This window comes from Alteromonas sp. Cnat2-8, assembly GCF_022348355.1.
In the GTDB taxonomy this organism is placed as follows: Bacteria; Pseudomonadota; Gammaproteobacteria; order Enterobacterales; family Alteromonadaceae; genus Alteromonas; species Alteromonas macleodii.
Window position 1 is genome coordinate 225,584 of the sequence record NZ_JAKREX010000002.1, and the last position, 15,613, is coordinate 241,196.

17 protein-coding genes are annotated in these 15,613 nt (G+C 45.3%); 10 read left to right on the forward strand and 7 right to left on the reverse strand.

Translation table 11 applies throughout. From position 1 onward, the window contains the following. Positions 1-32 precede the first annotated feature (32 nt). Positions 33-734 (forward strand): UPF0149 family protein, encoded by a 702-nt coding sequence (locus tag MHN00_RS05170; protein WP_239300541.1) that lies wholly within the window; start codon positions 33-35, stop codon positions 732-734. A 61-nt stretch (positions 735-795) separates the two neighbouring features. On the opposite strand, the gene MHN00_RS05175 is transcribed toward MHN00_RS05170, so the two are convergent. From MHN00_RS05175 to MHN00_RS05185, 3 genes are all read right to left on the reverse strand, one after another. Beyond that, positions 796-987, reverse strand: coding sequence for a hypothetical protein (locus tag MHN00_RS05175; protein ID WP_014950582.1), 192 nt, complete (start codon positions 985-987; stop codon positions 796-798). A 195-nt stretch (positions 988-1,182) separates the two neighbouring features. Beyond that, positions 1,183-1,611 (reverse strand): CopD family protein, encoded by a 429-nt coding sequence (locus MHN00_RS05180; protein ID WP_014950581.1) that lies wholly within the window; start codon positions 1,609-1,611, stop codon positions 1,183-1,185. 1 nt (position 1,612) lies between these two features. Then, positions 1,613-3,289, reverse strand: a complete 1,677-nt coding sequence (locus tag MHN00_RS05185) for a chloride channel protein (protein WP_039235311.1) — start codon at positions 3,287-3,289, stop codon at positions 1,613-1,615. Positions 3,290-3,395: 106 nt separating this feature from the next. Here MHN00_RS05185 and MHN00_RS05190 point away from each other — a divergent pair, with 106 nt between their 5' ends. Next, positions 3,396-4,103 carry a DUF6776 family protein gene (locus MHN00_RS05190; RefSeq protein WP_239300542.1) on the forward strand — a complete coding sequence of 236 codons (708 nt, stop codon included), beginning with the start codon at positions 3,396-3,398 and terminating at the stop codon, positions 4,101-4,103. Positions 4,104-4,161: 58 nt separating this feature from the next. Here the strand turns inward: MHN00_RS05190 and MHN00_RS05195 are convergent, their stop codons facing one another. After that, positions 4,162-5,397, reverse strand: coding sequence for a putative manganese transporter (locus MHN00_RS05195; RefSeq protein ID WP_343213209.1), 1,236 nt, complete (start codon positions 5,395-5,397; stop codon positions 4,162-4,164). Between the two features lie 76 nt (positions 5,398-5,473). After that, entirely contained in the window at positions 5,474-5,923 is a 450-nt protein-coding gene (gene azu, locus MHN00_RS05200; protein WP_014950577.1) for an azurin, read from the reverse strand. Positions 5,924-6,113: 190 nt separating this feature from the next. On the opposite strand from azu, the gene MHN00_RS05205 reads away from it, so the two are divergent. The 5 genes from MHN00_RS05205 (at position 6,114) to minE (ending at position 10,215) form a co-directional block, all read left to right on the forward strand. Further along, the gene (locus tag MHN00_RS05205; protein WP_239300544.1) at positions 6,114-6,452 is read left to right on the forward strand and encodes a hypothetical protein; all 339 of its coding nucleotides are present in this window, start codon (positions 6,114-6,116) and stop codon (positions 6,450-6,452) included. 153 nt (positions 6,453-6,605) lie between these two features. Beyond that, the gene (locus MHN00_RS05210) at positions 6,606-7,979 is read left to right on the forward strand and encodes a class II fumarate hydratase (protein WP_239300545.1); all 1,374 of its coding nucleotides are present in this window, start codon (positions 6,606-6,608) and stop codon (positions 7,977-7,979) included. A 353-nt stretch (positions 7,980-8,332) separates the two neighbouring features. Further along, a complete protein-coding gene (gene minC, locus MHN00_RS05215) occupies positions 8,333-9,115 on the forward strand; it encodes a septum site-determining protein MinC (protein WP_239300546.1) in 783 nt (260 codons plus the stop codon). Positions 9,116-9,145: 30 nt separating this feature from the next. Beyond that, positions 9,146-9,955 (forward strand): septum site-determining protein MinD, encoded by an 810-nt coding sequence (gene minD / locus MHN00_RS05220; RefSeq protein ID WP_014977272.1) that lies wholly within the window; start codon positions 9,146-9,148, stop codon positions 9,953-9,955. Further along, positions 9,955-10,215 carry a cell division topological specificity factor MinE gene (minE, locus tag MHN00_RS05225; RefSeq protein ID WP_014950572.1) on the forward strand — a complete coding sequence of 87 codons (261 nt, stop codon included), beginning with the start codon at positions 9,955-9,957 and terminating at the stop codon, positions 10,213-10,215. The genes minD and minE overlap by 1 nt, the downstream gene beginning before the upstream one ends. Before the next feature lie 48 nt (positions 10,216-10,263). Here minE and MHN00_RS05230 read toward each other — a convergent pair whose 3' ends face one another. Beyond that, positions 10,264-11,097, reverse strand: coding sequence for a polyphosphate kinase (locus MHN00_RS05230; RefSeq protein WP_168534300.1), 834 nt, complete (start codon positions 11,095-11,097; stop codon positions 10,264-10,266). A gap of 248 nt (positions 11,098-11,345) precedes the next feature. Here MHN00_RS05230 and erpA point away from each other — a divergent pair, with 248 nt between their 5' ends. Together erpA and MHN00_RS05240 are read left to right on the forward strand one after the other, a co-directional pair. Next, on the forward strand, positions 11,346-11,690 hold the full coding sequence (gene erpA / locus MHN00_RS05235; RefSeq protein WP_014950570.1) for an iron-sulfur cluster insertion protein ErpA: 345 nt from the start codon (positions 11,346-11,348) through the stop codon (positions 11,688-11,690). Positions 11,691-11,880: 190 nt separating this feature from the next. Beyond that, the gene (locus MHN00_RS05240; protein ID WP_168534298.1) at positions 11,881-12,453 is read left to right on the forward strand and encodes a glutathione S-transferase family protein; all 573 of its coding nucleotides are present in this window, start codon (positions 11,881-11,883) and stop codon (positions 12,451-12,453) included. A gap of 72 nt (positions 12,454-12,525) precedes the next feature. Here the strand turns inward: MHN00_RS05240 and MHN00_RS05245 are convergent, their stop codons facing one another. Continuing rightward, entirely contained in the window at positions 12,526-13,518 is a 993-nt protein-coding gene (locus MHN00_RS05245; protein ID WP_239300547.1) for a D-2-hydroxyacid dehydrogenase, read from the reverse strand. 155 nt (positions 13,519-13,673) lie between these two features. Here MHN00_RS05245 and MHN00_RS05250 point away from each other — a divergent pair, with 155 nt between their 5' ends. After that, entirely contained in the window at positions 13,674-15,485 is a 1,812-nt protein-coding gene (locus MHN00_RS05250; RefSeq protein WP_171337875.1) for a PLP-dependent transferase, read from the forward strand. Positions 15,486-15,613: the final 128 nt, after the last annotated feature.

Below are 15,613 nucleotides of genomic sequence, written 5' to 3' on the forward strand. Positions count from 1 at the left end.
TAAAAGAGAACGCAAATTAAAATAGGATTGTAATGGTGAAAGATGGGTTTCCAATAAACACAATCAGCGATATTGTTTCGCTTCCCAGTTTCGAAAATGTGCTTCCGGATGCTTATTACGTAGATGGAATGATCTTTGCCGTTGCCTCCGCACCAGAAATTCCCATGCCCGAAGAGTGGATGCCGTGGCTCATACAGTCTAGTGACAGCCACCTTGTAGACAAAGATGTAGATAAGCTTGCTGATACATTAATGAATGGCCTGCGGGCGCATTTGGATTTTATGCGTCAGGAAAAGTCGCCCATGCCTAATGAATTAATCGTTGCGATAGAGGTGCAAGGAGCGACGAGGCCTTCGAAAGAGCTCGAAAGCTGGCTAAACGGACTTTTACACGTGCACAAGCAATTAGAACCTGTGTGGCAAAATGCGTGGAACCATTGGGAGAAGCATCTAGAAAAAAGTAAGGCGAATAAGGAAAACTGTGACAGTAAAGAGCCTGAGGAAAAAGAACCCGCAGAAGCTCGTCTGTCTCGATGTTTAAAGCTTTTTTCAACGCTTGCTAATATTGAATTAGCCTTGTCTTACAGAAACGACAAACAAGCTGCTCAGCTTGAAAGTAATATAAATATGCTTGTTAAACAGCTTCCTTCGGTGCTGGCAGATTACACCAAGTTGTCAGGGGAGCTAGCAGCCGCGTTACCCAATCAATTTGAAACCTTTAACAAAATAACCTAGGGGCAAATTTGATAACTGGGAGCTGCAGGAGAAGCAAAAAACAAACAACGCCAATTCAAAATTAGCGCTGTCTTTGTTGTTGATGCCGTTGATTCAACGTGTGTTTAAGCGAAGCGGTATAGCTGTCTAGTTCAAGCTTCGCCTTTTCGTATTGCTCGTTAAGAAGCCGTGAAGCAGGCTCCCTCATAAGCGCCTTAAAGGCAATGTCTGTCTGTTTGAGCAAATGCTTGAGGTGTTGATTACTGTCATCCATGTATAGCATTCCGATAAAAACAATTCGTTAAACCCGAGAAACAGCAGGTTCTGGGCGACTATGTGCAATGCTTACAACACTCTCAACAACAAGCTTAAAATTACTTCTCACACTACACAGCAGTACTGGTTCCTTGAGTACTGACTTTTCAATACTTTGTACGTGCGCCTTTACTATTTAGTTTGGCTGAAACTTTTATAAAGGTTTTACCACAGCCAGGCAAACGATGGCGAGAATGATAAGCACCGGCGCTTCATTTAAAAAGCGATAAAAGCGCGGAGAGTGTCTATTTTCGTCGCGTGCAAATTGCTTCATTAACTTAAACAAATAGAAGTGATAGCCGTAAATAGCAAGAAGCAGCAGCAACTTTATATGAAGCCACCCCGACATTTTAAACCAAGTTCCACCATAGCTGACAATAAGCGCAACGCCGAATGCCAGAGTTAACAAGGCGAATGGAGTAACAAAGAACCACAGGCGGCGCTCCATGACCTTAAATTCGTCTTTTACCACTTGAGATTTCGTTGTCGCGTGATACACGAAAAGTCGCGGTAAATAGAAAAGTCCTGCCATCCAAGCCAGCATGAAAAAGATGTGCAGCGCTTTAAACCATAAAATGTACATACTAATAATGAGCCTTTTGTAAGAAGCTTTGTAAGATATTCCACGTTACTACGCCAATAATATCGTTTAGCTCCTGATCGTAAATATAAACTGCGCCAGAGCGCGAGTTTTTAAGGTGTTCGTATACTTCGTGCAGCGTAGACTGCGCGCTAATACCTTCCATTTCGTAATAGTTTAACGCTGTTGCATCGTGTTCCAAACTCACATTGTATTGGACCAGCTTATACTGCACATCTATTTCAAATTTTAACTTCTGAATGACAATTTTTGTTGGATCGCTTTCTAAGTAGTTAATTAACGCTTGCTCTGGCGCATCGTGAAATAGCTTGTACTCAGTATTCATCGCTGCAAGTACGCCCGTTTTCTCAAGTGCTTCACGAATAGACGAGATAGCGTAAGGGAGATTTTGATAATCAAGCTGGCGTATGAAAATAGAGCGGTTGCCAAAGAACTGCGTAGAAGTCACGTAAGCAGGCACAATTACCAACATGGCTGGTAGAATAATTTGCGGGCTGTACGATAGTTCCATAACCGCGGAAAGCGCTGCAAGAGGCGCGTGCAATACTGCGGTCAACATGCCTGCTATGCCTAACAGGGCGAAGCTGTTGGTAAATTCGGGTACGTCAATAAAGTACGACAGTGGCAATAAAAGTACGGCGCCAGCGAGCATGCCAATAACCATCACTGGGCCAATGATCCCTCCTGGAATACCGAGGCCAATAGCAAATACCGCCAAGATAACTTTAAACACCAAAGTAGAAACCAACAGCAGCGCGCCGGGGGAGCTATCAAATAAGTGCTCAACATCGATAAAGTTGGCGCCAAGGGCTTCAGGTATAAACATACCAATGGTACCGGTAATTAGCGCAGCAAGTATTAAACGCCACACCATGGAAACCGGCCTGAACCACGTCATCACCCGCATAAGCTGGCTATTGAATAAAACGGCCAGCATGCCCAACAGAATGCCTAGCAGCACCAAGTAAAAATACATCCACTGGCTAAATGCATTAAACGATAAAAACGAAAGCTCGTTTACTTCTCCAAATACAATGCGAGTGAGCACCGAGCCACAGGCAGCAGCCAGCATGACAGGAACAAAAATATGTATTTTGTATTCCCTAAGTACCACTTCCATCACGAATATTACGGCAGCAAACGGGGTGTTGAAGGATGCGGAGATCCCTGCCGCAATGCCGCAGCCTGCAAGTATTCGAATACTGTTGTAGGGCAAGCGAAGCCATTGCCCTAAGAAACTACTGCCTGACGCGCCTAAATGAACGGAAGGGCCTTCTCGACCGACAACGAAACCGCCGGCCAGGGCTAGCATGCCCCCAAAGAACTGGTTAATGGTGGTTCTAAATGGAATATGACCGTAATAGTACTTCACTCGATGAATAACGAAGGGAATACCTAAACGGTAGTGCTTGAAGCCCGTAAGAAAGGCGATAAATAGAATTAACCCTACACTGATAAATGGCATGATAAGCCAAACCAACCAGTCATAGGTAAGCACCGACTGAAGCGACGAAACGCCTGTTTCTTGTAGCCATTCTACGCACAGCCGAAACAGTATAATGATAAGCGCCGCGCAGGTTCCCCCTACAATGCCCAGCATGCACAACTGAATGGATGTGCGTGGATGAGCTACTTCCTCTCTTAAAGCCTGCAAGCGCATGTTGTGGTACAGTAGATTAACGTAAAAAGAAGCTTACCATAAACACCTAAAATTCATAATGTTTAGAGCGCCTTAGCGCACGGTGTTTTTTGTTGATGTAGATATCATGACGACAGATCAGTTAAAAGAAGTTTTAGGCAACTACAAGTGGACACTGTTAGTGGCGCTTATTATGTTTGCCATGGTTGGGTTCGGCTATAAGCTAGCGCGAATTATTGACGAAGGCGACAGCAAGAAAGTACAGGCTCAGCAAGAAACTATTGCTATTTTGTCTGAAGAAAACCATGCGCTTACTACCAAAGTGAATCAGCTGGAAGTCGCCATGGAGCTTGCCACGCTCGAGACGGAGAGCATTACCAATACGTTAAGCGAACAGAAAAAAGAACTAGAGGCACAACAAGAATTACTGAGTTTCTATGAACGCGTCGTGGCGCCTGAGAAAACCGACGAAGGTTTTGCCATTGAAGGGGTAGAAGTTTTTAAGTTAAGTGACAATACCTATCAACTTAGGTTGGTTCTGCTGCAGTCTAAACAGCAAAAAGCAGTGATAAATGGCAGTTTAGATATTGCCGTAGTCGGTCAGCGAAACGGTGAAGTGATCACGCTGAAATCGGGCGAATCGAGCCTGCTGGCAGAAGATATCAAATATCGCTTTCGCTTTTTCCAAGCCGTTAACGTAACTCTCACTATTGAGGAAGATATAAATCCCGAAACCATTAGTTTTTCTACAACGGTCTATCAATACAAAACCCGTAAAGGCAACTATGAGATAAGCGTGCCGTGGAATGAAGCGCTTTCTGTCGAAATAGAGTAATCGCTGTGGGGCAGCGCTAGCCTATCCGTTAATTCAACCTTTTAACGCATCGAAAGCTTTATTCAAACAAATACCAGTAGCCATAACCCACAAGAAATGCAGGAATAGCAGAGTACACTGTGGCAATAAGCGCTGCTTTGGGTGAGAGCGCAATGGCGGGAAACAACGCGTCGCCGTCATTACTTATTGCATTGCCAAGTTGTGCTGAAAACGGAACTGCGCCATTAAGGTATAAGCTGGTTACCAATATCTGCGGACCGCAACCAGGTAAGAACCCGATGATGATCGCCAGGCCAACTAAGCCGGGGCCCATGGATTGAAGCAGCCCTGTAATGTCTAGCCCAAACCAGACAACAGACAGCTCGAACATAAGAAACGCGAGTACTACCCATGCCAATACAAACTGTGTGTCTAGTGCGGCTTTCTCTTGCCATTTAGGCGGAGGCGGAATTAAATCCTCTTTCGTAATCGAAGCGTATCCGCTTCCCGAACCACACAAAGACCATAGTCCAAGGCTCGAAATACATAACGCGGCACCAATCAGCGTTAGTGTACTTTCACTGATAGCAAGGTAACTGTGTACGGGAAGTTGAAAGGCCAAACCAAGCGCAATCGCCAACGAGGGTAAGCTCGCAATCATCCAGAATACTTTAGAAAGTGATATGGCTTTGTGGCTTACTGTTTTGGGTTTATCACAGTTTTGCGATTGTTGGAGCGCACCATCGGCTTCAGGAGCTTGGTAATTATGAAATTTATTGACCACTAGCCCCGTCATTGCACCCACCGAGACGCTGACGGCCATTACGGTTAAGGCATCTAACGGTGCTTGGGCGAGTAACAGAAATGCGGCATCGCCCATAGTGCTGGTTAGCACTGCTACCACGGCTCCAAAGCTTGTCACACCTCGCGTGTACTGAGTGACAACGATGATAGCACCACCGCAGCCTGGCAGAGCACCAAGTAGAGCAGATAATCCTACCTCATGCACAGGGTGCGCTTTCATATAATTACCAATGGCTTCGGCCGAAACGCGCAACGTGGCGACGTAATAAAGCGCAAGCGATGCATATACAAACGCTGCCACTTGAAAAAATGCATCTGACAACACCGATAAAGTAACCGCACGGGTGCTGTTATAAGTAAGAAGAATGGCTATAAACAGCGGCATCAACAGCCGTTTATTGGTTAAGTGAGGAAAAAAAACGTTTTTTAATAGGGCGCTAGTAAAAGAAGGTAAGTGTTTATACCGGACCACCGCCTTAGCGCTTTTTGATGTGTGAGACGCCGTATCCATTACAACTACACCCTCGACCTATTGTTATCCATGTTTAAGGCGTGCCTAGTTAAGCACGCCTAGTTTTCGCAACGCCTTAGCTCGAAAGCGTAACTGTGCCTTTCATGATGCCGATGTGACCAGGGAACGAGCAGAAAAACATGTATTCTTCATCTTTGCTTAACCCTTCAACAGAAAAGGTCGTTGAAGTTTGTTCACCGCCGCCAATAATGTCAGTCGCGCCAATTACGCGCTCATCGTCTGGCTTAACGTAATTGTTGTCTAAACCCGCACTCATACCGTCTGTTGCCACTGCTTGTCCGTTGGCTTTTGTTGTCATCACCCAGTTATGGCCCATGGCTTGTTTAGGTAACTGACCTGTGTGCTTCAAAGTCACGGTAAACTCGCTACAACTCGCCGGGATAACAACGTTCGACGTATTGAATTGCATGGCGTCGTTTGATTCCACAGTCACTTCGCATTCGTTAGCAAATGCACCAGAGGCCATAAGAAAAAGGGCTGTGCCACCAAGTAACTTCTTGATCATAAATAATGTCCTTTGAATTTTGGTTAACTTCACCTATCGGTGGAATTGGAAGATTCAATTTTCTTTACGAAAAAGAATAGCACTGGATCATTGTAAATGCTAACGATTATCATTTATATTGGGTGGTATATAAAGAAAGCTTATTTATGTTTATCGAGCTTTTTTGTTTTTTCACGCACAAGGGATGCACATGTCTTCGATACGAAATGCAGTTCAACACGTTCGATTTGGATACAACGACAATGAGCTGAACTCAACGCTTTTAAGAAACTATCTCGATGGCGTAACTTTCGTTGCCAACTTATTGCCAAGTAATAGAGACAAATTTTCTATCTATAAAAATGCGGTTGAGGTGCTTTATGAAACCCTGTGCGATCCGCAGGTCAGTCAGCAATGGCGGCATAGTTGTTTAGAGCATTTGTACAAGCCGTTACTTAAAGCTGAGCGCTACGCGTGTAACGAGAGTGATCGAATTGCGCTTGCGAGAATAAAAATAGACATGAACACCAGAGAGCCTGTTGATCTTTGATGCACAGCAAAGGTCTGCAAGCGCTAGTGCACCATTTTTTATAATTCACTTACCAGGGCCTAGTTTTCTAATGCCATTAGCCCTAATAGGATTCTGATAAAAACGTGGCAACCACGCCGAAAAACTAGCTATATCAACACAAGGATACGAGTCATGACAGCAACACGCACAGAACGCGACAGTATGGGCGAGCTACAGGTCCCCGAAAATGCACTCTACGGCGCGCAAACTCAGCGTGCCATTCAAAACTTCCCTGTAAGCGGGCAGCGCATGCCCGAAGCCTTCGTACGCGCGTTGATTACAGTAAAAAAAGCCGCAGCACAAGCCAACATGAAACTCAAAGTGCTGGATAAAGATCGCGGCCAAGCGATAGTTAAAGCCTGTGATGAGCTGTTGGCACTTGATGATGTGATGCAGCATTTTCCCGTTGATATATTTCAGACTGGTTCAGGCACCAGCACAAACATGAACGCCAACGAGGTCATTGCTCGCTTAGCCTCTCGTTATTCTAGCGAAGAGGTTCATCCTAATGATCATGTGAATTACGGGCAAAGTTCAAATGACGTCATTCCTACCACCATTCACGTTAGCGCAGCTATTGTATTGTCAAATGAGCTTATACCGGCCATTGAAGGTTTGGTTAGTATTATTGAAGTTAAGGCAAAGTCGGTAGCGCAATTTTGTAAAACGGGGCGCACTCACCTTATGGATGCTATGCCTGTGGGCATGGATCAAAGTTTACTGGCATGGGCATCTCAGCTTAAGCAGCAGCTAAAAAACCTACGTGCTGTGCAGCCAGCTATTCAAACCCTTGCCCAAGGGGGCACTGCGGTGGGAACAGGTGTAAACGCCCATGCAAATTTTGCTACGACATTTTCAGATACACTAGGGGATCTGACCGACATTGGGTTTAAGCCCGCTGACAATTTCTTTGCATTGATTGGCTCTCAAGACACAGCTGTGACGCTTTCCGGTGCGACAAAAAGTTTAGCCGTCACCCTTATGAAAATTGCTAATGACTTGCGCTGGATGAATTCTGGGCCTTTAGCCGGTTTAGGTGAGATTGCGCTGCCTGCGCTGCAGCCAGGTTCATCGATTATGCCCGGCAAGGTAAACCCGGTTATTCCAGAAGCAGTAGCGATGGCTTCAGCACAGGTAATAGGTAACGATACGGCCATTACCGTAGGTGGGCAGTCTGGGAATTTTGAGTTAAATGTAATGCTACCAATGATTGCCAGCAATTTGCTTTCAAGTCTGTCGCTAATGACCAACAGTGCGACGCTAATCGGCGAGCAGGCGATCGAGGGCTTTACTGTGAATCAAGACAACATTGAAGCTGCGCTTTACAGAAACCCTGTACTTGTCACTGCACTTAATCCTGTCATTGGCTATGCAAAAGCCTCGGAAATCGCAAAAGCCGCTTACAAAGAAAACAAGCCCGTTATAGATGTGGCCGAAGCCATGACAGATATCCCCAGAGGCGAGCTAGAATCACTACTAGACCCGAAAAAACTTACCACGCCTTAAACGCCGTGAGAAAACCAATATGAAGAAAAAGTGCGATCTACGATCGCACTTTTTTTGTTTTGAAAGAGGCGGATGAAAATCAATATGGCTCACCTAGTGCGTTTACAATTCAGACTTGATTAAAAACCACTCAACGATTGGCACGTTCTTGGCTTATTCTGGGTCTATTATCAGAGTAAAACGTGTTTTAACCGGTATACAGTTGCTGTATGCGAACGGGATTTTTGATACAGTGACACAATAAATAAATTGTATAGCTGCGTAAGACAGCAACAGACACTAGCGCTAATAGGTTTTGCTTATTGTCATGGCTAATTGCTATGAGGAAAGTGACGCCTTTTCGGGAAGAAAAAATGACAGAAACTTGCTTTCGCATGAAGGGCACTACGCTCACCAGTATTGTGTTAGAAGTAATAGATTTTGAGCCAGATAATTTTGAAGCTCAGTTATCTCAGAAGGTCGCGAGCGCGCCGCAGTTCTTTACCCGTTCCTCACTGATTTTACATTTGATAAAGCCTTTATCTGCTACAGAGTTCGAGCTGCTGGTGGCGCTATGTCGTCGACTGCAATTGCAGCCCATGGCCGTGAAAGGTGAGGTGGCAGAGCTGAAGCCTACCATCAATGATTTGGGGTTAGCCGATGTAAGCCAAAGCAAATTTACAGACAGCGCCCTTCGTTCGCACAAAGCGAATGGTAGTGAAAACAATAACGGAAGCGGCGAAAACCCTTCTCAAACCGCACAACAAGATCAAACCGTTTCTGCGCCGCCAAAAAGTGAACCGGCTCCTGCAGCCACAACCACGCTCAAACCTGCCAAAGTAATTAACCGACCGGTACGTTCTGGTCAGCAAGTCTATGCCGAAGGCGGAGACTTGGTGGTAACGGCTTCTGTAAGCGAGGGGGCTGAGCTGCTTGCCGATGGTAATATTCATGTTTACGGCACCCTGCGCGGCCGCGCGTTGGCAGGCGTAAAAGGCAATACGGGAGCCCGTGTATTTTGCCAGTCGTTGGACGCGGAACTTATTTCAATTGCGGGGCAATTCATTATGCACGAAACCGTGAAAGGTGAATGTTGGAAGAAACCTGCACAAGTATATTTAGAAGACGAAACATTACGTATAGAGCCGTTGGCTTAATGCTTTGTACGCACTAATAGGAAAGAATAGATGGCAAAGATTATCGTAGTAACCTCAGGAAAAGGTGGTGTAGGCAAAACTACATCGAGTGCAGCAATAAGTACGGGACTTGCGTTAGCAGGCCATAAAACGGTAGTGATCGACTTCGATGTGGGCTTGCGAAACCTTGACCTTATCATGGGATGTGAACGCCGCGTTGTTTACGATTTTGTAAACGTCATTAATAAAGAGGCCTCACTTAAACAGGCACTAATTAAAGACAAAAGAACGGAAAACCTTTTCATTCTTCCGGCATCACAAACTCGCGATAAAGACGCGCTTACCGTTGATGGTGTGCAGGCCGTATTAGATGAGCTTAAGAAAGACTTTGAGTTTATTATCTGTGATTCGCCAGCGGGGATTGAGCAAGGCGCACAGATGGCGTTGTATTTCGCTGATGAAGCCATTGTGGTTACTAACCCTGAAGTATCGTCTGTACGTGATTCAGATCGTATTTTGGGTATTCTTCAAAGTAAATCGATGCGCGCAGAAAAGGGCGAACCGGTTAAAGAACACCTTTTATTAACCCGATACAACCCAAGTCGTGTTGAAAGTGCTGAAATGCTAAGTGTTGCAGACGTTGAAGAAATTTTGGCGATTCCACTATTGGGTGTTATTCCAGAATCTGAATCGGTGCTGAAAGCATCTAACCAAGGTCAGCCGGTTATTCTTGACGAAGAAGCTAATGCAGGACAAGCTTATGCTGACGCTGTAAAACGTCTGCTAGGCGAAACTGTTCCACATCGCTTCCTAGAAGCAGAGAAGAAAGGGTTCTTTAAGCGTCTGCTAGGAGGGAAGTAATGGGAATTTTCGACCTGCTCAAAAAGAAGCAAAAGCCAAGCACCGCAGCGGTCGCCAAAGAGCGGTTACAAATCATTGTTGCGCACGAACGTAAAAAGCGGACAGAGCCTGATTACTTGCCAATGATGCAGCAGGAAATTATTCAGGTAATTCGCAAATACGTGACGATTGCTGACGATCAAGTATCAGTACAGCTAGACAATAACGATGATTGCAGCGTACTTGAATTGAACGTGACTTTGCCAGACAGCAATAACTAAGGCTTAATCGCTTTATTAGTTATGGCTGCCTGCCAGCGTTCTTTCACCTTAGTCGCTCATTAGATCTTCATCGACATCTAGTTGTTTGGAGGCTAGCGCGATTAAACGCTCATCAAGTGGAGGCGGAGAGATATCTACGCCTTCACTGAGTTTGTCGATAACGGCATCAAGTACGTTAACCCTTGCTTGCCACTTAAACTCGCCGTTAATTACATGCCATGGCGCATAACGCGTGTGGGTGTGCTTGAACATGTCATTTGTAGCTTCTACGTAGGCGTTTCGCATCTTGCGGTTATGCAAGTCTTCTTCGGTTAACTTCCAGCGCTTGAAAGGATTGTGCAGCCGCTCTTCAAACCGCTCGCGCTGCTCGCTTGACGAAATATGCATAAAGAGTTTGATAATACGAACCCCGCTGTCACTGAGCGTTTTCTCAAATGCGTTTATTTCTTCATAACCGCGCTGCCATACCTCTTCATCAACCAACTTATCTACTCTTTCTACAAGCACTCTTCCGTAGTGTGAGCGGTCAAATATTTTAAGTGTGCCAGGGGAGGGGATGTGTTGCCAAAAGCGATAGAGAAAGTGTTTGTCTTGGTCTTCTTTTGCGGGCTTTGCCACAGGAAATACACTCACGCCACGAGGGTCCAATTTCTCTGTTATACGCCTTATAGCGCCGCCTTTCCCTGACGCATCCCATCCTTCAAACACAATGAGTGCTCGTTTTTTCTGATGAAAGTAAGATTGCTGAACGTGAAAGAGTTTTTCTTGCTGTTTTACTAACGCGTCTTTGTATTCTTCTTTGCTCGTAAAGCGAGACTGTCCGAAATCGTCAAACAGCACTGGGGTAGAAGAAGGTAACTGGGAGTTGTCGGTTGTACTCATATGCCGCCCCTTTATTCGTGTATCGTCAATATTTTAGTTACGTTGACCACACTGCTATTTTCTATCTGTTAGTGTTAACTAGTTTACTTAACTTTTCTATCTCAACGTGTCACTTAACAGAAATGCCGTTAATGTGCAGTAACTTGAATCGTTAAGTTTTGCCCCAATAATTGCTAACTATCCGCAAGTATTAGATAATTGCGACCAAGCACAAAGTGCGAAAGCACGAGGTTAATGTAGAGGTGGGTATGTCTGTAGAAACGGCGTTGCCAATTGAGTTTTCAGACGCTGCAGCAGCGAAAGTGAAAGCCCTTGTTTCAGAAGAAGAAAATCCTGATTTGAAATTACGTGTATACGTAACAGGTGGTGGTTGTTCTGGCTTCCAATATGGTTTCACGTTTGATGAGAAGGTGAACGAAGGCGATATGACCATTGAAAAAGACAGCGTAACTATGGTTGTCGACCCGATGAGCTTACAATACTTGGTCGGTGGCATTGTCGATTATGTAGATGGTCTGGAAGGTTCACGGTTTTTAGTTCAAAACCCAAATGCCACGACGACTTGTGGCTGTGGTGCAAGCTTTAGCGTTTAAGGGCTTAAGCTATACACTACTATGCTTTTTAAGCGTTGAACGTTCAGCTTTGAGCGCTTGATGTTAAACGATAGGCATACATCGCATCATTTTGTATGCCTGTCGGTTGTCTTGTTCTCAACACTTCCTTTTATTTTCAAATTCCGGCTACACTGATTTCATAGAACGACTACGGTTTAGGACAGCGTTTATGAAATTATATGGCTCCACCACTTCTCCCTACGTGCGCCGCATTCGCATCGTACTTGCGTCTACAGAACATGAATTTCTTAATCTTCAAATTTTTTCAGGTGAAGATCGCGAGTTGCTCGCCTCTCGCAACCCTACGCTTAAAGTGCCTTGTCTTGAACATGACGGCCAAATGATTTTCGACTCTCGCATTATTTATAACTACCTTGCCGATAAGCTTGATCACGAAGGGTTAAGTTGGGAAGAAGAGAATCAACTGACCCTGATTGATGCAGCTAACGACTCCTTTGTTCAGCTTATGCTGCTGAAACGTTCAGACTTTGATATTAGCGAAGACAAAATGTATTACCGTCTTCAAAACGAGCGAATTGAAGCTGTGTTAGATGCGCTGTCAAACCAGCTTGATGCGGGTGGATTTAGTGGTTGGACTTATCCCGAAATCTGTTTGTACAGCATGATTGACTGGGTACTTTTCCGTGAGCTACACAGCATGAAGGATTATCCTCAGCTGTTATCGTTTCATGAAAAGCACCATGATCGCATTGAGATAACGGCAACTGACCCTAGAATTTAAGCGTCAGCGTAACCAGCTACAGACAGGCTGTATTTTAGCCTTGAATGGATGACGAGAAGGGCTATTTAAACACTAATAGCCCTTTGCAAAATCAAACTGGTAATTAAGCGATTCACCGTTGATGTAACGCAGCGCATTCTCTAAAAACACGTCGGCTACGTCGCTTGGCTGTGATTCCGCTGCAGTGTGAGCGGTTACTGAAATACTAGGGTGCTGCCAAAACGAATGAGCTGGGTCGAGAGGCTCGTTACGAAAGACGTCCAATACTGCATGGGCCAATGCGCCGTTGTCTAAAGCTTGCAAGAGCGCATCGTCGTCAACCGCACTGCCTCGCCCTGCGTTAATAAATACACTATGGGGTTTCAGCGCACTAAAGAATTCGTGAGAAAGCATGTTTTGCGTAGATGGCGTGTCGGGCATTAAATTCACCACGTGGTCACATGCTCTGGCAAATGCTTCGATAGTGTTGGGTGTATAAACAGCATCGGCACCTTCCACTGCTTGCCCGCTTCGGGTTAAACCCACAACGCTCATACCCAATGCGTGAGCAACGGGGACCAATGCTTGCCCAATACTGCCCAGTCCAGCAATGCCAAGCGTTTGTCCATTTAGCGGCATTCGCTTTGATGCTTCCCAAATTGGCTGAGCGGCACGCTGGTTTTGCTCAAAAGCCTTTACGTTTCTGGCATGCCCAAGCAAGTAAGCAAAAACATACTCTCTCATGAGTTTACCGAAAATTCCCTTTAGTCCGGTAAGTATGTAGTTCTTCTTATCGGCATTTAGAAGGGGAGCATTGCCTGCCCAGGTAGACTGACACCAGGTGAGTGCTGAACATGTATCAATAATTCGAGACGCAAGGTCGGGGTCTGCAAGCAGTACCGTAACGGCTTCTGAATTTACATCTTCAGGGCATTGAGCAATTTGTTTAAGCGTTAAAAGCGGGTGGCCATCAGCGCCTATGAAGTCGTTATTATCTGCTATTCTTTGGCGAATCGCTTCGGCAATATCATTCGCCTCATCGCTTAAAATAGTCAGTTCAATCCTCTTTGAACTCCTTGCTGTCATTTGCTTAACACTCCTAAAGTAAACTTTTCTTTCCTCTGTCTGACTGCACAATCGTAATGCCAATTGTTCTAAAAATGTGATTTAAGTTTTACATTTTTGTAAACAGTGTTGGTGTCATGTACATGCACCTGAAGTCAATTTGCAACGGAATCGCTATGCAGTCAGAAAACAAATTCCAAAACTCAACAGATGTTGATGTAACGCACGCTAAGGTGCTTTCACCTAAGCGTAACACGACCCAAGCCGAAACAACGCAGGCTTTAGTTGAGGAACAATTATCTCATTTCGGTATAAATGCTGAGAGCGACTACGGTAGGGCACTCGCCAACACCGCTCATCACTTATATGGTGCTCAAGCAAGCGTTATGCAGCTATGGGATATTACGAGTAATACGCTACAAGGACTTGATAAAGAAGACAGACTGGCTTATTTCAACGCTAAAAAGTTTCTCTCTTTTCAAATTGCGAAGATACTGGATACGTTGCAAAACCCATTCCGTGCCACGTACCAAAGTTTGTCGAGTGGCAATGGCTCGCAAGGGCACTATCCACTGTTCGACAATGTCACGGCACTTTTTTCTGCAACACCCGTGGTGGTAAGAACAGCGACTTATGTTTATGCCTGTACTGAATGGGTCGACGACGCGTTTCAAGGCAAAGAATTTACTCACCAAATTTATTCACGTCTGTTAAACCCAACGAATATTTCACTTGCTAACGCCATTGTGGATATGGAAGCGGGTCCTTACGCTGCCGAATATCTAGCCTGGAACTTCAACTCGGGCATGGCTGCCATTGACGCGTGTTTATCAAATGTTCTTAGTCATGGCGATGTACTGATTGTTTCGAGGAACGTGTACGGCGGAGTGTACCAGCTACTTCATGATTATTTCGCCCGCAGCAACCGAATGGACATACAGATTGCGTGGTTTGACGGTTATGACGCACAGAGCTTTGCAGAGTTCATGCAGCAAACTAAAACTGAACATGCGTCGCGTTTAAGCAATGGTGCGAAAATGCACGTGTATTTAGAGTCGCCTTGTAACCCACATGGTTACGTATTGGATGTGCCTGGGATCTGTGAATTAGCGCATGCACAAGATGCGTTGGTAATGTTGGACTCCACCCTTGCTACACCTGTACTGCACCAGCCACTTCAGCATAAAAACAAAGCTGCGCGACCCGACTATGTCATTCACAGCTACACCAAAGATTTGTGTGGTAGCGGTGCTACCACAGCAGGCGTAGTTATTGGCGAAGGGCACCGTATGTTCCAGCCAAAAGGCAGTTCAGCAAATGGTGTTGATTGGTCACAGACCATGTTTTGGGATGTGTACTACATCAAAGGTGCGTTCTTAGACTCTGAAAAGGCCTTTGACGTATTAAACGGCATGAAGACCTTAGAGCAGCGGATGATGACCAAGGTCATCAATACGCAAGTGTTTACTGCATTTTTGAATGCCCACGATCAAATTCGCGTTAACTGTCACGCACTGCCTGAACACAGTAATGCCGGTTTGCGTGAAAAGCAGCATACACACGGCTGGCCGTGTACTTTATTCACGGTTGATATGGCGCCGGCAAACCTGCCTCGCGATGTATTTGTGCGGTTCTTCGATGCCCTAGAGCCTGCATTCAGCCACCAAGTGAGTATTGGCCAGAATAATACGATAATTTTATGCCCGGCGCTGACCTCTCACTCTGAGCTCAGCTCAGACGAGCAGAAGAAAGCAGGGATAGAACTGACCACTATGCGTATTGCCATGGGTACCGACAACGTTAAACAGCTCATTGCCCACTTTATGCTAGCCGCCAAACATTTTATCGAGCCTCATGCTCCAGGATTTTGTGAGAAGTTTATGGCAAATGCCGACATCGACAATCTGTATTTGTCGGTAAGTGAAAGAGTAAGTTCACAGCACTTTGGCAGCAAGGCCAGTATGGATTCACTGATGAAAGGTGCATAGGTTCATTTTTTAGCTCAAGAAGTTGCTTTGAGCTGTCGATAAAAAATATTGAGGATGTTCTCCTTCTCCCGGGCCTTTCCTTACGCGGGCTCGGGATTTTTTTATTTATAGCAAAGGTAAATGACGCT